Source organism: Pseudoalteromonas sp. H105, assembly GCF_001469215.1.
Taxonomy (GTDB): domain Bacteria; phylum Pseudomonadota; class Gammaproteobacteria; order Enterobacterales; family Alteromonadaceae; genus Pseudoalteromonas.
On sequence record NZ_LOFH01000006.1, the window covers coordinates 43,467 to 59,148 of the forward strand.

General features: G+C 41.0%; 13 protein-coding genes and 10 tRNA genes. 5 read left to right on the plus strand and 18 right to left on the minus strand.

Going from position 1 to position 15,682, the window contains the following annotated elements; all coding sequences use genetic code 11:
• Positions 1 to 40 precede the first annotated feature (40 nt).
• Positions 41 to 2,461 (plus strand): Lon protease family protein, encoded by a 2,421-nt coding sequence (locus ATS75_RS11330; RefSeq protein WP_058560568.1) that lies wholly within the window; start codon positions 41 to 43, stop codon positions 2,459 to 2,461.
• Positions 2,458 to 2,937 (plus strand): FKBP-type peptidyl-prolyl cis-trans isomerase, encoded by a 480-nt coding sequence (locus ATS75_RS11335; RefSeq protein WP_058560569.1) that lies wholly within the window; start codon positions 2,458 to 2,460, stop codon positions 2,935 to 2,937. The genes ATS75_RS11330 and ATS75_RS11335 overlap by 4 nt, the downstream gene beginning before the upstream one ends.
• Positions 2,938 to 3,034: 97 nt before the next feature.
• Here the strand turns inward: ATS75_RS11335 and ATS75_RS11340 are convergent, their stop codons facing one another.
• Together ATS75_RS11340 and ATS75_RS11345 are read right to left on the minus strand one after the other, a co-directional pair.
• A complete protein-coding gene (locus ATS75_RS11340) occupies positions 3,035 to 3,556 on the minus strand; it encodes a CIA30 family protein (RefSeq protein ID WP_058560570.1) in 522 nt (173 codons plus the stop codon).
• A 135-nt stretch (positions 3,557 to 3,691) separates the two neighbouring features.
• Positions 3,692 to 4,342, minus strand: a complete 651-nt coding sequence (locus ATS75_RS11345; protein ID WP_058560571.1) for an NAD(P)H-binding protein — start codon at positions 4,340 to 4,342, stop codon at positions 3,692 to 3,694.
• 192 nt (positions 4,343 to 4,534) lie between these two features.
• On the opposite strand from ATS75_RS11345, the gene ATS75_RS11350 reads away from it, so the two are divergent.
• Both ATS75_RS11350 and ATS75_RS11355 read left to right on the plus strand, forming a co-directional pair.
• Positions 4,535 to 5,251 (plus strand): enoyl-CoA hydratase/isomerase family protein, encoded by a 717-nt coding sequence (locus tag ATS75_RS11350; RefSeq protein ID WP_058560572.1) that lies wholly within the window; start codon positions 4,535 to 4,537, stop codon positions 5,249 to 5,251.
• A gap of 41 nt (positions 5,252 to 5,292) precedes the next feature.
• Positions 5,293 to 6,327, plus strand: a complete 1,035-nt coding sequence (locus ATS75_RS11355) for an RDD family protein (RefSeq protein ID WP_058560573.1) — start codon at positions 5,293 to 5,295, stop codon at positions 6,325 to 6,327.
• Positions 6,328 to 6,447: 120 nt separating this feature from the next.
• Here the strand turns inward: ATS75_RS11355 and lnt are convergent, their stop codons facing one another.
• From lnt to miaB, 5 genes are read right to left on the minus strand one after another with little or no spacing between them, the layout of a single operon-like run.
• Complete coding sequence (gene lnt, locus ATS75_RS11360; RefSeq protein ID WP_058560574.1) at positions 6,448 to 8,013, minus strand: apolipoprotein N-acyltransferase; 1,566 nt, start codon at positions 8,011 to 8,013, stop codon at positions 6,448 to 6,450.
• Entirely contained in the window at positions 7,982 to 8,866 is an 885-nt protein-coding gene (gene corC, locus ATS75_RS11365) for a CNNM family magnesium/cobalt transport protein CorC (RefSeq protein WP_058560575.1), read from the minus strand. The genes lnt and corC overlap by 32 nt, the downstream gene beginning before the upstream one ends.
• 22 nt (positions 8,867 to 8,888) lie before the next feature.
• Positions 8,889 to 9,347, minus strand: a complete 459-nt coding sequence (gene ybeY, locus ATS75_RS11370; protein WP_058560753.1) for an rRNA maturation RNase YbeY — start codon at positions 9,345 to 9,347, stop codon at positions 8,889 to 8,891.
• A gap of 4 nt (positions 9,348 to 9,351) precedes the next feature.
• A complete protein-coding gene (locus tag ATS75_RS11375; protein WP_058560754.1) occupies positions 9,352 to 10,413 on the minus strand; it encodes a PhoH family protein in 1,062 nt (353 codons plus the stop codon).
• A gap of 51 nt (positions 10,414 to 10,464) precedes the next feature.
• Positions 10,465 to 11,910, minus strand: a complete 1,446-nt coding sequence (gene miaB, locus ATS75_RS11380) for a tRNA (N6-isopentenyl adenosine(37)-C2)-methylthiotransferase MiaB (RefSeq protein WP_058560576.1) — start codon at positions 11,908 to 11,910, stop codon at positions 10,465 to 10,467.
• Positions 11,911 to 12,180: 270 nt separating this feature from the next.
• Here miaB and ATS75_RS11385 point away from each other — a divergent pair, with 270 nt between their 5' ends.
• Complete coding sequence (locus tag ATS75_RS11385) at positions 12,181 to 13,350, plus strand: FAD-dependent oxidoreductase (RefSeq protein ID WP_201020963.1); 1,170 nt, start codon at positions 12,181 to 12,183, stop codon at positions 13,348 to 13,350.
• Between the two features lie 81 nt (positions 13,351 to 13,431).
• On the opposite strand, the gene ATS75_RS11390 is transcribed toward ATS75_RS11385, so the two are convergent.
• The 11 genes from ATS75_RS11390 to ATS75_RS11440 all read right to left on the minus strand — a co-directional run bounded on the left by ATS75_RS11390 (position 13,432) and on the right by ATS75_RS11440 (position 15,546).
• A complete protein-coding gene (locus ATS75_RS11390) occupies positions 13,432 to 13,827 on the minus strand; it encodes a hypothetical protein (RefSeq protein WP_058560577.1) in 396 nt (131 codons plus the stop codon).
• 493 nt (positions 13,828 to 14,320) lie between these two features.
• Positions 14,321 to 14,395: transfer RNA gene (locus tag ATS75_RS11395), tRNA-Gln, on the minus strand.
• Between the two features lie 39 nt (positions 14,396 to 14,434).
• Positions 14,435 to 14,519 (minus strand) — tRNA-Leu (locus ATS75_RS11400).
• Positions 14,520 to 14,584: 65 nt separating this feature from the next.
• Positions 14,585 to 14,659: transfer RNA gene (locus ATS75_RS11405), tRNA-Gln, on the minus strand.
• Positions 14,660 to 14,699: 40 nt separating this feature from the next.
• Positions 14,700 to 14,784, minus strand: a tRNA-Leu gene (locus ATS75_RS11410).
• A gap of 64 nt (positions 14,785 to 14,848) precedes the next feature.
• Positions 14,849 to 14,923 (minus strand) — tRNA-Gln (locus ATS75_RS11415).
• 41 nt (positions 14,924 to 14,964) lie between these two features.
• A tRNA-Leu gene (locus ATS75_RS11420) sits at positions 14,965 to 15,049 on the minus strand.
• A gap of 94 nt (positions 15,050 to 15,143) precedes the next feature.
• Positions 15,144 to 15,220: transfer RNA gene (locus tag ATS75_RS11425), tRNA-Met, on the minus strand.
• Positions 15,221 to 15,225: 5 nt separating this feature from the next.
• Positions 15,226 to 15,300: transfer RNA gene (locus ATS75_RS11430), tRNA-Gln, on the minus strand.
• Positions 15,301 to 15,339: 39 nt separating this feature from the next.
• A tRNA-Leu gene (locus ATS75_RS11435) sits at positions 15,340 to 15,424 on the minus strand.
• Between the two features lie 45 nt (positions 15,425 to 15,469).
• Positions 15,470 to 15,546: transfer RNA gene (locus ATS75_RS11440), tRNA-Met, on the minus strand.
• Between the last annotated feature and the right edge of the window lie 136 nt (positions 15,547 to 15,682).

The following is a 15,682-nucleotide window of genomic DNA, read 5'->3' on the forward strand; positions in this document are numbered from 1 at the left end:
AAATTAATTAGCGAATACGCTGATACAAAAAGAAGTTAGAATGACGAAAAAACTGCTGCCATTACCTGTGTCTGCGTTAGCGCCGACTATTTCACTTAATCATGTACAAACGTGCATGAATAATCCGTATCCTGAAACCTTGACTTTCATCGGTCAACAGCGCGCGCAAAGTGCATTGGATTTTTCATTGGGAATGGAGCTTCCTGGTTACAATGTGTATGTTATGGGTGAAGCTGCCCATGGCCGCTTTACTTTAGTTAAAGATAAGTTAGAGGCGCACAGTAAAGGTCGGCCGACGCCTAACGAATGGTTGTATGTTAATAATTACGATGACCATCGCGAACCTATAGCCATGTTTTTACAAGCAGGGCAAAGTAAGCAATTAGCTGACGACATTGACTCATTTATTGATGAAGTCCTCGATACGTTTCCTGCCGCCTTTGACAACCCTGCGTATCAGCGTAAAAAGAAAAAGATTGATCGTGAGTTCAATGATGCGTATGACGCGGCGATCACAGAAGTGGAAATTGCCGCGCTTGAACAAAGCGTTGCTTTAATTGAAGAAAAAAGCGTCGTGGGATTTGCTCCTTTAGTTAATGGCAAGCAATTAAGCGATGCTGAATTTGCAGCCCTTGATGATGACTTACGTGAGCAGTTTTATGCAGTGATAGAAAAACTGGAAGATGCCTTGATTGAAGCGTTAATCGAGCTTCCTCGTTGGAAACGAGAGTCATCTGAAAAACTGCGAAACTTAAAGAAATCCACCGCTGAGCTTGCAACCAAGCCGCTGTTAAAAGATTTAGAACATAAGTACGCATCTCACATTGGTGTACTGCGTTACTTAAAAGACATCCGAGTGGAAATTATCGACGCCGTGCTTGAATGGCTTGACGATGAAGACGAAAGTGAAGAAAGCAAAGAAGATTTTGACCGTAAAGGCATGCTAACAGATTTCTTTGCACCAAATATCTTGGTTGAGTTTAAAGAAGATGATGCAGCGCCTGTGGTGTATGAACCCAATCCAACATTTGGCAACATTTTTGGTAAAATAGAATACGCGGCATCACAAGGCTCATTAATCACCAGCTATCGCTCAATTCAGCCGGGTGCATTGCACCGTGCTAATGGTGGCTACTTGATTATGGATGCCGAAAAAGTGATGGCTAACCCGCAAGTGTGGGATGGTTTAAAATTATCGCTTAAGACACATCAAATCAAAAACGATTTACCTTATCAAGACAGTGCGGTTGGCAGTAGTTTTACGCTTCGTCCGCAATTGATTCCCCTTGATGTAAAAATAATTTTACTCGGTTCTCGCGAGTTATATTACACAATCGGTGAATACGATGAAGAGTTTGCTGAGCTCTTTAGAGTGCTGGCTGACTTTGATTACTATTTGCCAAGCAGCGATAAGTTACAGTATCAGTTCATCACAAAAGTAACCGAATATTGCCAAAACACACTCAAATGCAACTTAACTGAACCTGCTATGGCGCGATTGCTAAAATTTAGTTATCGCCAAGCTGAGCATCATAATAAATTATCGGCGCGTTTTGCCGATGTATTAGAGCTAGTGGCAGAAGCGAGTTTTTATACTAAGCAGGATAACCTGACCCTGATAGACGCGCATCACATCGATGAAGCAATCGAAGGCAAGCAGTACCGTACAGGGCAAATAAGTGAAAATATGCTCAGTGATATTAAAGAAGGGCACACTTTAATAGCCACTGAAGGTCACGCCGTTGGTAAAGTAAACGGCTTAACAGTATTGCATATCGGTGATACTTCATTTGGTACCCCTGCACGTATTACTGCCACTGTGTACGCCGGGGCTGATGGTGTGATTGATGTAGAGCGTGAAGCCGAGCTTGGTAAAGCGATTCACTCTAAGGGGGTGATGTTGCTAACGGGTTACCTAGGCAATAAATACGCTCAACAATTTAGCTTAACATTGAGTGCCAATATAGCGATTGAGCAAAGCTATGGCTACATTGATGGTGACAGTGCATCCTTAGCTGAACTTTGTGCGCTCATTTCAGCCATTACAAATCTGCCTATTAGTCAATCAATTGCGCTTACGGGGTCGATTAACCAACATGGTGATGTACAAGCGATTGGTGGTGTTAACGAAAAAATAGAAGGCTTCTTCAAACTCTGTAAAATGCGTGGTTTAACAGGCCAACAAGGCGTGATTGTACCTAAATCTAACCAAGTTAACTTAGTCCTTGATGATGAAATACTTGCCGCGGTTGAGCTAGGCAGGTTTCATATATATGCGGTTGAAACTGTTGACCAAGCGCTTAATACATTGATGGATATAGAGGCGGGAGAATTGGTTGACGGGCACTACCCGGATGATTCTGTGAACGGATTAGCACTGACACGATTAAGTAATATTGCAGATATCGTCAATGGTGATAATGCAGAAGAAGAAAAAGAGCAAGAGAATGAACAACCATGATTAACATTATTTTAGCGGTAATTATTGCCATATTTTGCTATTTAATTTTTAAAAATAGTAAAAAAGTAAAACAACAAGCACTGGCTAATGCACAAATAGGCAGCGACTTTTTAGCGTCCAATAGTCAGGTTGAGGGAGTCATTGAGACTGCTTCAGGGTTGCAATATAAAGTGATCAAGCATAGTGGCAATGAAAAAAAGCCCACATCTTCACAGAGCAAGGTCAATGTACATTATCATGGTACGTTATTAGACGGCAGTGTGTTTGACAGCTCGGTTGACAGAAACAGCCCAATCAGCTTTGGCTTACAGCAGGTAATTAAAGGATGGACGGAAGGATTACAGCTAATGAGTGAAGGAGATAAATACACGTTTTATATCCCGCATCAATTGGCATATGGCGAGAAGCGAGTAGGCAGTATTCCTCCAGCGTCTTTACTTATTTTTGAAGTCGAATTATTGAAAATAGAGTCGTAAAAAGTGCTAAATACAGCACACATATAGAGACTATGATTAAGTGGCTGAGTATCATCAGCCCCTGATTTATGACTTAAGTTTTGCTGCTAAAGTGGGGTTACCCCTTAAAAGCTATCTGATTTATTTCAAGTTTAAACTCACCTTGTTGTTTTTTCGCAATCATGAAGCCTAATTGACTGATTTTTTGAAAATTAATCGTTGGCTGTTGTTCAAGTGTTCGCCCACGAAAGGTCAAAATAAAATCACTGGGTGTGAATGTAAAAACTTGCCATTGGTCTTCTTGCGTATCAAACGACACCGTGTAAGCAGGGCCATCCATATATTGATTTGTTCTTAAACGTAGTTGATAGGTTTTGCCATCACCTTTTACGCGCAATGCAATCTGTTTAGAAGGTTCATTTTCTGTATTGATGATAGCGCGCACCGATGCAAATCCGCCATTATTCTCAAGCGACACAGTGCCCGCGAAAATTAAATTGTCATTTTTTTCGTAAATTTGACTGGTTGAAAGTCCGCCCATTACGGAATCATTAACAATATACCAACTCGGAACGGCAATGACTTCGGTTGATGGTAAAAGTAATCCCGCAGCAAGTAGAGGTACCAGATGAGTTTTCATGCTAAATCCTAGCGAGTATGATATTTACTAAAGCTATACGTAACATAGGCAAAATGGTTCAAATTGTTAGCGTATTTCCCGCGAAGCTTATTCATCACCTAGGGTGCACAGTCTGTTTTTGGAACGGCTTGCTAGCTAGTGCTCAAACAGCGCATCTAATGTGAAGTAATTAACCCCTTTACTTGATTGCTGACTGATTTGAGATAATTTGATTGCAACTTGTTGCCCTGTAATAGGTCGGTATTTTCTTAGCCCTGGAATCACACATAGCAGTGGTAACAAGGCACTGCCAATTTTTTCTGCAAGGCGAAAGTCATTGTTGCGTTTACCGAGCAAAAGAGAAGGTTGTATGATGCTAATCTGTTTAAATGAAAGGGCTTCAATTGCTTGCTCAAGTTCGCCTTTCATCTTTAAGTAAGCGCTATTACTTTGTACATTTGCTCCACTGGAAGACACCAGTAAGTAATGTTTTACACCCATTTTTGCAGCAAGCTGAGCGACACTAAGTTGGTAGTCAAAATCCACTTGTCGCTGCGCCTCAATTGAGCCAGCCGTTTTTTTAGTTGTGCCCAAAGATGAAAATAATATATCTGCTTCAAACAGCGTCGAATATTGAGATAGATTATCAAAGTCAACAACATGATTAATCACTTTATCGCTGTGATAGGTTACAGGACGGCGTGTTAACGTGACGACTTTCTTGATATGCGCTGCATTTATTAACTGATCCACCAAGTGAAGTCCAACTAAGCCTGTTGCACCAATGACGATTGCTGTTTTGCTCATACCTACTCACACCTTTTATCAAATGATTCAGCGAGCATTGTTATAGATATTCGAACACATGACAAATTATTCACGAGTTTAAAGTGTGTGCAAGGCTAGTAACTCGAACATTATTCATGGCATGATAAGACATAGCCCTTTGAAAACGTGAAGGGATAATCCAATAAAAACAATAATTACTAAGGCACTTTTATGAGTTTGATGACATTAAACACTCAAGGCAGCGTTGCGGTCATTACATTGACAAATGGCGAAAATCGTCATAACCCATCGTTCGCTAAACAATTAAAGCACACCCTTTCAGAGGTTGTTGCAAACGATGATCATAAAGCATTAGTCATTACCTCAAGTGATGAAAAAAGCTGGAGCTTGGGGATTGATACAGACTGGTTGATGCCGGCTATGAAAGCGAGTAAAGCGGGTGAAATACGCAGTTTTATGTACGATATGGACGAGGTTTTTAAAACCTTATTACTATTCCCAATGCCTGTGATTGCAGCGATTAATGGCCATGCGTTTGGTAATGGAGCGATATTATCCTGCGCGTGCGATTTTAGATTTATGCGCGCAGATCGCGGGTTCTTTTGTTTCCCGGAAGTTGATTTATCAATTCCGTTTTTACCGGGTATGATCGCATTTGTAAAAAAAGCGATACCATATTACCGTTTCAACGAAATGAAGTTATCGGGCCGTCGCGTTGCGGGTGCCGAGCTGGCAAGGGATCACGTCATTGAAAAGGCTTCAAAGGATAAAGATGCTTTGCTTAAAGATGTAATGGAATTTGCTGCTACATTTGATAAAAAACGAACTATTTTTGCTGAGCATAAAAAACGCTTACACAAAGAAATAATTCAAATTATTGATGAAGAAAATAAACCATACATTGATAACCTTTTATTAATGGTTTAGTTGTAAAACAGTAAATCACGACTTAAAGGGATAAGGCGTTTATGAAAGTAAAAGAAATGGAAGCGTTAGCTTTAACAAAAGAAGAAACCAAGGAGGTTATAACGCCTTATGCATTCAAAATTGATCAAGCATTATTAGGTTTACCATTGGCGTCACCAACGAGACGGGCGTTCGCGATGCTAATCGATGTGATGTTAATCTTTCTTGCGGCAAAACTCAGTGCCGCGTTAATTGCTTTTGTAGCTGCTATGGCGTTTTATAAAGGGACTGCCCAAAAGTACTTACCTAAAATGTCCTCTTTTTGGCGTCGAGTATTAAAACTGACCGCTGCAGCCTTGCTATTTTTTAGTGCCCTGTTTTTATTATCTGTGACTATAGATTATTTTGATGGGGATGCAGTGATTGATAGTACATCTGTTCAGCAAGCTATTACATTAAGCCCTGAAGAACTTGATATTGTGAATACTTACTTACAACTCACGTCAGATAATGAAGTGTGTGTTCAAGGATGTCAGGCAAAGGAATTAAGCAATTTAATCTCGCGCGTTCCCAAGCTTAAAGAGCTCAGCGAACTAAATGAATTCAATGTCGGTGAACATGTTAATGTAGTAAAAAGCCTATTGCAGTTAATGGTAGAAGAACAATTGCAATCATATGATGAGCAAGAAAAGGCCGCTGGATCTACAGAAAGTTACGCTCAGTCAACGCCGGCAACATCCCATAGCTTATTGAAATGGGGGGCAGGTATTATAGAGGATTTAGGCCTAGGGTTTGGCTGGGCTGCAATTTATTTCACCTTATTTTCTCTTCTTTGGAGAGGTCAAACGCCGGGTAAAAAGGTTTGTCATATCCGTGTAGTGGCCTTAAATGGAGAGCCGCTAGGTTTACTTGATTATTTTGGCCGCTACGGGGGTTACGGCGCAGGATTTGCAACCGGTTTATTAGGTTTTTTACAAGTTTATTGGGACCCAAATCGTCAAGCCATCCAAGATAAAATATCAGCAACAGTTGTTATTAAAGGGAGTTTGAATCAACCTGTAAATATACAAACAATAGAAGAGGCGGTCAGTGAATAATTTCAAAAGCGCGTAAATTTAATAGCACCGCTGCTATGTGGTTTTTGCGCTAAAGCACAACCTACAGGCCATAAACTGTAGGTTGTCATTTATGGCAAACATTTACCTCGTCCCTTTTACCTAGCGCCTAGAACCTATAATTATTCCCAAAAGCCCCATCAACATCACAACTGCCCACACTGGCCAATTACCATATTGACTATAGATGCTATCTCCTTGAATGAGTTTAACATCGGCTTTTAATACGTTGGCTTTAAACTGTGGCATGCTGATTTGAGTTTGACTAATAGGATCATACACACCGCTGATGCCGTTATTTGTTACGCGAATAAGCGGGCGCTGTAATTCAAGGGCGCGCATGCGGGCCATTTGCATGTGCTGGTGGGGCCCATGAGAATCGCCAAACCAAGCATCATTACTAACCGTGAACAAAATATCTGAATCGCTGCGGTAGTTGCCACGTACAAGGTTAGCAAAAGCAATTTCGAAGCAAATAGCAGGGAGAATATTTAAGCCGTTGGCACGTAAATTATTTTGAACTTCATCACCCCGGGAGAATGAGGACATAGGTAAATCAAACAAGGGAGCGATTGGGCGCAAAATATCTTCAAATGGTACAAATTCACCAATGGGGAGTAATTGGTGTTTTTGGTAGCGGTTTGTACCTAGGTATTGATAATGGCCGTGTTCATCGTCACGCTCTTTATTACCCAGCACGATAAGGGTATTGAAGATAGTTTTGGTATCAAGCTGATAGTCGACAATACCCGTAATAAGCGCGGTTTTATTGAATGAGGCTGCGCTATCAAGACCGACTAAAAAACGGTCGGCAAGGGCTTCTATTTCAGGCACGGCAGCTTCGGGCCATACGACTAAATCGACATCCCAGTACGGGCGTGTCATGTCTTGGTACTTACTCATGGTGGTCCAAAACTCACTGGGCTCAAACCGTAAATGTTGCTTAATATTACCTTGAACGAGTAGTGTACTGATGGTTTTGTCGTTATAGTGAGGGCTTTGACTTAAATTGCTAGCTAATGAAAAGAGCGCAATTAAACCTGTTGTTGCAAAAGCACTTTTTATATTGCGATTAAACAGTAATTGATAAAACGAAAATGCAATGGCAACACAGATTAATGTTAAGCCAAACTCGCCCACCGTGGGCGCTAAATAATTTAACGGGCTATTAGTTTGTGTGTAACCAAAGCTTAGCCAAGGAAAGCCAGTTAACACAACGCCACGTAAATACTCTGTAACAGCAAAACTGCTAATAAGTAATAACCCATAGCTATGTGCGCCGCTAGCAAAGCGTGTGGCAAACATAAAGGCAAGGGCAGGGTAAATGGCTAGATAGGCACATAACAGCACCATAAGTAGTACTGAGGCTACTAGCGGCATGCCACCGAATGTGGCGATAGAAACATGCACCCAACTAATACCTGCACCAAACCACCCTAAACCAAAAAGAAAACCATATTTAGCGGCTTGCTTACTGGGGGCTTTACCGTATTGTTGGTTATGTGAGGTGTAAATTGCCACTATAAGGCAAACAAAGGCCAGGGGCCAAATCCCGAATGGGGCATAGCCAAAAGTTAAAAAGAGGCCCGCAACCAGTGCGAGCCATGCTTTTTTATCTTTTGCTAAATTCAGGCAGTTAGTCAGTATTATCTTCACTGTTGCTGTCATCAGCCTTAGGAATTGTAACCTGAAGTTGCAATAAGCGACGGCTATCTGCATTGGTTACTTTAAATTGTAGGCCATCAATTTCGATGGTTTCTCCACGGCTTGGCATATGGCCAAACGCATGTAATACAGTGCCGCCGATAGTATCTGCATCTTGTGTGCTGTAGCCGGTTTTAAACTTGTCGTTAAAATCATCAACAGGTGTTAGCGCCTGGACGACATAAACATGTTTAGCAAGTTGACGAATATCTTGCAGTTCTTCTTCTTCGTCATGCTCATCTTCAATTTCGCCTACGATAATCTCTAAGATATCTTCGATAGTGACTAAGCCTGAGACGCCGCCATATTCATCAATAACAATCGCCATGTGATAGCGCTGTTGACGAAACTCATTAAGTAACGTATCTACACGCTTACTTTCAGGCACAACAACGGCTGGGCGTAAGTAATCACGTAAAGACGGTAGTTGATCGTCTTTGTTTAGTATCAACGGCAGTAAGTCTTTCGCTAACAAAATACCTTCAACATGGTCCTTGTCTTCACACACAACAGGGAATCGTGAGTGCGTAGAGTCAACCATCATTGGAATTAATTCTTCTAGCTTTGCATCAACCTCAAGTGTAATCATCTGTGAGCGTGGGATCATGATGTCACGCACTTTAAGCTCAGACACACCCAGCACACCTTCAATCATATCTTTGGTTTCAGGATCAATGACATCCCGTTCTTGCGCATCGGCAATTACTTCAACCAGCTCTTCTCTATTCTGGGGTTCCCCTTGCAACATTTGGGTAATTTTACCCAACCAGTTCTTGCTAGAAGAACCCTGGCTAGTCTGCGAGTTATCGTCGCTCATTGCGTCTATCTGCTCCGTTTGTTTAAATATCGTCCCGATATGGGTCTGCTATACCTAGATCGGCAAGTAACTGCTTTTCTATGCTTTCCATCTCATTCGCATCTTCTTCCTTTATATGGTCAAATCCAAGTAAATGCAAGCATCCATGGATAACCATATGGGCAAAATGGTCGTGAAATGTCTTTTCTTGCTCAATTGCCTCTGCTAACACAATCGCCGGACAAATGATTAAATCACCTACAAGTGGGAGTTCAATCCCCGGTGGTGCTTCAAACTCAAACGATAACACGTTTGTGGGTTTGTTCTTGCCACGGTAATCATTATTTAGTTGCTGGCTTTGTTCTTCATCAGCAATGACGATGGTGAGCTCAGATTCATCACGGTACTGACTTAATACTTTATTAGCCCAAACAGCAAATTGTTCAAGGCATGGTAAGTTGTCAAATTCGCAGGCAATTTGTAAATCAAGTTCTGTTGTCAAAGCTTTACTCATTATTATCGGTGGCTGTTTGCTCAGCATTTGCTAGCAAGTCTTTTGCTCGTTGCTTTTCAGCGCGTTTGATACGGTCAGCTTCGTCATTACGCTCGTAAGCTTCTACAATACGTGCAACCACGGGATGGCGAACAACATCGTGCGATTGGAAGAAGTTGAAGCTGACTTCTTCAACATCACTGAGCACATTAATTGCGTGTCTAAGGCCAGAACGAGCACCGCGTGGTAAATCAACTTGCGTGATATCACCCGTTATGACTGCCTTAGAATTAAAGCCGATACGCGTTAAGAACATTTTCATTTGTTCTACAGTCGTATTTTGGCTTTCATCTAGAATAATAAAGGCGTCGTTTAGGGTACGGCCACGCATAAAAGCAAGTGGTGCTACTTCAATGACATTTTGCTCAAGTAGCTTTTCAACCTTTTCAAAACCCAACATTTCAAACAACGCATCGTATAACGGTCGTAAGTATGGGTCGATTTTTTGGCTTAAATCACCCGGTAAAAAGCCTAGCCTTTCACCAGCTTCGACAGCAGGGCGGGTTAATAAAATACGGCGTATTTCTTGGCGTTCTAACGCATCAACTGCTGCGGCGACAGCAAGGTATGTTTTACCCGTACCTGCCGGCCCAATACCAAAGGTAATATCATGACGAAAAATATTTGATACGTAATGGCCTTGATTGTCATTACGCGGTTTAATAACACCACGGCGAGTCTTAATAACAACTTCTTTGCCGTACTCGCTGAGTTCGTCTTGTTCAAGGGCGGTGGATTCAGTAATTGCCAAGTGCACGGCATTAGGTTCAATGTCTTTAACTACGCCGCGAACAGGTTGTGTTTCAACGTATAGATCTTTGACTATCTCCATTGCAGCAAAAGCACTGGTTGTTTTACCGGTAATTTTAAAGTAGTTATCGCGATGAGTAATTTCTACGCCCAAACGGCGTTCAATTTGTTTGATGTTTTCATCAAACGGGCCACACAAAGAAGAAAGGCGCTTGTTGTCGGAGGGTTCTAAATAAATCTCTAATTTTTTTAATTGATTACTCAAAATGGCTTCCTGTTGTGGTGTGCCAGCAATTGCTGGCACGATCATTATTGCCTAAGGAACGAATGTTGCCACACCAATTTCATTGGCTGTCGCTTCAGGTTCAGGCTGAGCTGCTTTATTCAAAATATCAGCAGGGGCAATGTCTTTTCGTAAATTCATTTCTGCTTCTGTACGAATTAAGTCACCACGTAACGAGTTAGGCAGTGCTTCAGTAATACGTACGTCAACAAACTGTCCGATCACATCGCGTGGACCAACAAAGTTAACTACACGGTTGTTTTCAGTACGGCCACGTAGTTCCATCGGGTTCTTCTTTGATGGACCTTCAACTAATATACGTTGTTCAGTATCAAACATCTGACGACTGATTTGCTGTGCCATTTGAGTAATACGGTTTTGCAATAAGTATAGGCGCTCTTTTTTCTCTTGCTCAGACACATCATCAGGTAAGTCTGCTGCAGGCGTACCAGGACGAGCGCTGTAGATAAAGCTGAAGCTCATATCAAAACCAATGTCGTTGATCAGGTTCATCGTTGCTTCAAAGTCTGTGTTACTTTCGCCTGGGAAACCAATGATAAAATCGGATGACATACTTAAATTAGGACGAATTTTACGTAACTTACGAATTGTTGACTTGTATTCAAGGGCAGTATGACCGCGTTTCATTAAATTAAGAATACGGTCAGAGCCACTTTGTACAGGCAGATGTAAGTGATCAACAAGCTCAGGTACATCGGCATAAGCATCAATAATATCTGGCGTAAATTCAACCGGGTGCGAGGTGGTATAGCGAATACGGTCGATACCATCAATTGCAGCAACATACCGAATTAAATCTGAGAAATAACAGATTTCACCGTCGTATGTTTCACCACGGTAAGCATTTACGTTTTGGCCAAGAAGATTGACTTCACGTACACCTTGCTCTGCAAGTTGCGCCACTTCAAGTAGAACATCATCAAGTGGACGGCTGACTTCTTCACCACGAGTGTAAGGCACAACGCAGAAGGTACAGTATTTAGAACAACCTTCCATAATTGAGACAAATGCGCTTGGGCCTTCAGCTTTTGGCTCTGGTAAGCGGTCAAACTTTTCAATCTCAGGAAATGAAATATCAACTACTGAGCTGCCTTTATTTCCTTGTACTTGTTTAATCATCTCAGGCAAACGGTGTAACGTTTGTGGACCAAAAATAACATCAACAAATGGCGCACGTTGGCGGATTGAGTCACCTTCTTGAGAAGCAACACAACCACCTACACCTATAATTAGGTCAGGTTTGTCATCTTTTAATAGCTTCCAACGGCCTAGCTGATGGAATACTTTTTCTTGTGCTTTTTCACGAATTGAACACGTATTGAGTAGAATGACATCTGCTTCGCCAGCTTCTTCAGTTAACTGATAGCCGTTGGTTGCATCGAGGAGATCCGCCATTTTCTGAGAGTCGTACTCATTCATCTGACAACCCCAAGTTTTAATATGCAGCTTTTTACTCATTGAAATATAGCCTCGTTTTCAATTCGGTAGTGGCACAAAAGTGTGCTAGAAACAGGATTAAGCAACGGGAGGTTTAAAATGCCCGCCAACTTAAAGGACGCGTATTTTATCTGGATACCCGCCCAGATCCAAGTATAGATTTGATCTTTGTGGTTTGAAATCAAACAAATTGAGATTTAGTGGGTTAGCGCTTCAAAGCAACTCGCATTTTTTCAGCTAAATACGCTACAATCGATGCCATAATTATTGACCTCTGTTGTGATTAAAAATATGCGTAAAAACAAAGTTATCATTGTTGGTGGTGGTATGGTTGGTGCTGCAATGGCTATTAAATTAGCTAAGCAAGGTTGTGATGTGTCGGTTATTGAGCAACGTCCGATTGATGCAAAGGACGTCCTTCAAAGCGATAGCGTAGACATAAGGGTGTCAGCAATAAATCGTTTTTCAGAAAAGCTGCTTGATGAGCTTGGCGCTATGCCACTTTTACGCGCGTCTCGTTTGGCACCATATCAACAATTAGAGGCCTTTGAGCAATCAGGTAACCACCTTCTTTTTGACTGCAAAGATATTAATACTTCCCATCTGGGTCACTTAATAGAGAATAAACTTATTCAGGCTAGTTTATGGCAACAGTTTGAACAGTTCAATATTCGTGTGTTAACGATTGAATCGCCGATTTCAGCAATAGAACAAACTGAAGAAAATATCACGTTAATATATGATGATAAGCGCTACAGTGCTGATTTAGTGATTGCAGCCGATGGTGGTCAATCTCAATTGCGCAGTAAAGCGGATATTGGTGTAACTGGTTGGCAGTATCAGCAACAATGTATGGGCATATTAATTAAGTTAGATGCACCACAACAAGTGAAAACCTGGCAGCAGTTTAAGCCAAGCGGACCCGTTGCATTTTTACCTATGCAAGCACCCTACGCTAACCTAATTTGGTATGATGATGGGACTAAGTTGCGCGATTTAAAAAAATTAAACAACAAGGAGTTAAAACAACAGGTAACCGAAAACTTCGCACCACTGGGTGGTGAATTCGAGGTTGTTGATCGAGCTGTATTTCCTTTAGCCCGCCAACATGCCAATAAATATTCTGTAGGGCGTTTAGTCTTAGTAGGTGATTCAGCTCACACTATCAATCCTTTAGCGGGCCAAGGTGTTAATTTAGGCTTTCAAGATGTTGCAGCGCTGGCTAATATTTTAGCAGCCGCAGATGATATAGGCACCGCAAAACACCTTAAGCAGTATGAGAAAACTCGTCGTAAAGCGAATTTACTTATGATGAGTATGATGGATGCGTGTTATTTTGGGTTTTCTAATCAGGTGACACCATTACAATGGGCACGCAATCGTTTCTTAAAAATGGCGAATAACACTGGACCCATAAAGAATAGGGTACTGAAATACGCGATTAGTGGAACGTTAGATTAATTTATTCTGTCGAACACTATATTTATAGTGCTTTACAAATAACAAGTGCCATTTGAGCGGCACTTGTAAACGCAATAAAATTTAGTTCCACATACCTGTGCGTGAATACATATATTCAGCGGTTGCACACCAATTAACATCTTCCCATGTAAAATCAGTATAGTAAATTTTATCAACGCATGCCGTCATCGAGCTTTCGACTTTATAGACGTCAACAATACATGTCGTGCCATCACAGTTAGTCGAACGGTCATAAGTACCATCAAAAACCCATTCTACGTTCGAAACTGCTTTCGAAGTATTAATTTTGAATACTACTTTTGGATAAAAATTAGGATTACTTTCGCCGCCAAAACATCTGTTTTGAGAGTAATTGTCGTAAGCCATGGTATCGACATAACATGATACTGAATTTGCAAACACATTTGCTGAAAATACACTCGCAAACAAAGCCATAACTAAATATATTTTTTTCATGATAACTTTCCTTATTAAAATTTAAATAGCTCTTAATTTGAGCAATATAAACATTACGCGATATTTTACAAAAGTAAACATTAATTTAACATTTAGTTAATATATTTACCTTTAATAGGTTTTAGGGTTTTAGCTATTATTTAAAGAAAATGTTACATGCGCCTATGTGTGTTGTAGGTATGTGCTTGTGGTGGGGGGGTTCATGTATTGTTTAATACCAACCCGCAATAATACTAAATCAGCTTTAGGTGTTAAACCTGACGCTAACAGCGTTAAAATTTTCTTATTTAGAACAACTAAATGACGATATTTTTGCCTTGTAATCGACAAGATTTTAGTGTCTAAAATAGAGTTCTTAGTTAAGCGAATTTGTATAAAATGTTTTTTACAAACACTAAAACAGAGGAATAAAAGATATTAAAAAGGATAGGTATAAAAAGAGACTATGATTATTAATTAATTTTTATTAAGGATTGAGAATACTTTGATAAGTTGGCTGGGATACCAGGATTTGAACCTGGGAATGCCAGGATCAAAACCTGGTGCCTTACCGCTTGGCGATATCCCAACGCTAAATTTGGATGAGTTTTAGTTCTAATTAAGAACATGGTGCGGAAGGAGAGACTTGAACTCTCACAACCTAAGTTACTGGAACCTAAATCCAGCGCGTCTACCAATTCCGCCACTCCCGCATACAAGTTTATATTTTAACTCCTAACAGAGTGTTCTTAATTCAACATTCTTTGGTAGAAGAAGTTGGCTGGGATACCAGGATTTGAACCTGGGAATGCCAGGATCAAAACCTGGTGCCTTACCGCTTGGCGATATCCCAACTAAGAATGAGTTGATGGTTTTAGTTCATATCAAGAACATGGTGCGGAAGGAGAGACTTGAACTCTCACATCCTAAGATACTGGAACCTAAATCCAGCGCGTCTACCAATTCCGCCACTCCCGCATACAGCTTATATTTAAACTCTTAACAGAGTTTTCTTATTGCAACGTTCTTTGGTAGAAGAAGTTGGCTGGGATACCAGGATTTGAACCTGGGAATGCCAGGATCAAAACCTGGTGCCTTACCGCTTGGCGATATCCCAACTAAGAAGCTTTTGATAGTTTTAATTCTTATCAAAGAATATGGTGCGGAAGGAGAGACTTGAACTCTCACATCCTAAGATACTGGAACCTAAATCCAGCGCGTCTACCAATTCCGCCACTCCCGCATTATCTCTTTGAGTTAATCAAAGACATGGTAGTTATTTTTAACTCTTCATTGAGTTGCAATTTAACTCTTGCAGAGCCACTTCAAGAAAGAAATGGTGGCTAAGACGGGATTTGAACCTGTGACCCCATCATTATGAGTGATGTGCTCTAACCAGCTGAGCTACTTAGCCATTGTTGGCTGGGATACCAGGATTTGAACCTGGGAATGCCAGGATCAAAACCTGGTGCCTTACCGCTTGGCGATATCCCAACAAAAACAATTGATAATTTTAATTCTTATCAAGAATAATGGTGCGGAAGGAGAGACTTGAACTCTCACATCCTAAGATACTGGAACCTAAATCCAGCGCGTCTACCAATTCCGCCACTCCCGCACACAAGGTAGTTATTTTAAACTCTTCATTGAGTACAAAAAAGAATGGTGGCTAAGACGGGATTTGAACCTGTGACCCCATCATTATGAGTGATGTGCTCTAACCAGCTGAGCTACTTAGCCATCTTTTTTGTCAGCACTTCATCGCTGAGTGCGGGGCGTATTATGCTGATATGACCCAAATCCGTCAACACCTTTTTTGCAAAAAAACACTTATCAGGGTTTGTTTGCAGGAAAATTAAGCTAAGCGGCTAAATTT

What these genes read in the sequence shown, in the direction of transcription:
- ATS75_RS11330 (WP_058560568.1), top strand. Translation starts at nt 41, where the DNA reads ATGACGAAAAAACTGCTGCCATTACCTGTGTCTGCGTTAGCGCCGACT.
- ATS75_RS11335 (WP_058560569.1), top strand. Translation starts at nt 2,458, where the DNA reads ATGATTAACATTATTTTAGCGGTAATTATTGCCATATTTTGCTATTTA.
- ATS75_RS11340 (WP_058560570.1), bottom strand. Translation starts at nt 3,556, where the DNA reads ATGAAAACTCATCTGGTACCTCTACTTGCTGCGGGATTACTTTTACCA.
- ATS75_RS11345 (WP_058560571.1), bottom strand. Translation starts at nt 4,342, where the DNA reads ATGAGCAAAACAGCAATCGTCATTGGTGCAACAGGCTTAGTTGGACTT.
- ATS75_RS11350 (WP_058560572.1), top strand. Translation starts at nt 4,535, where the DNA reads ATGAGTTTGATGACATTAAACACTCAAGGCAGCGTTGCGGTCATTACA.
- ATS75_RS11355 (WP_058560573.1), top strand. Translation starts at nt 5,293, where the DNA reads ATGAAAGTAAAAGAAATGGAAGCGTTAGCTTTAACAAAAGAAGAAACC.
- lnt (WP_058560574.1), bottom strand. Translation starts at nt 8,013, where the DNA reads ATGACAGCAACAGTGAAGATAATACTGACTAACTGCCTGAATTTAGCA.
- corC (WP_058560575.1), bottom strand. Translation starts at nt 8,866, where the DNA reads ATGAGCGACGATAACTCGCAGACTAGCCAGGGTTCTTCTAGCAAGAAC.
- miaB (WP_058560576.1), bottom strand. Translation starts at nt 11,910, where the DNA reads ATGAGTAAAAAGCTGCATATTAAAACTTGGGGTTGTCAGATGAATGAG.
- ATS75_RS11385 (WP_201020963.1), top strand. Translation starts at nt 12,181, where the DNA reads ATGCGTAAAAACAAAGTTATCATTGTTGGTGGTGGTATGGTTGGTGCT.
- ATS75_RS11390 (WP_058560577.1), bottom strand. Translation starts at nt 13,827, where the DNA reads ATGAAAAAAATATATTTAGTTATGGCTTTGTTTGCGAGTGTATTTTCA.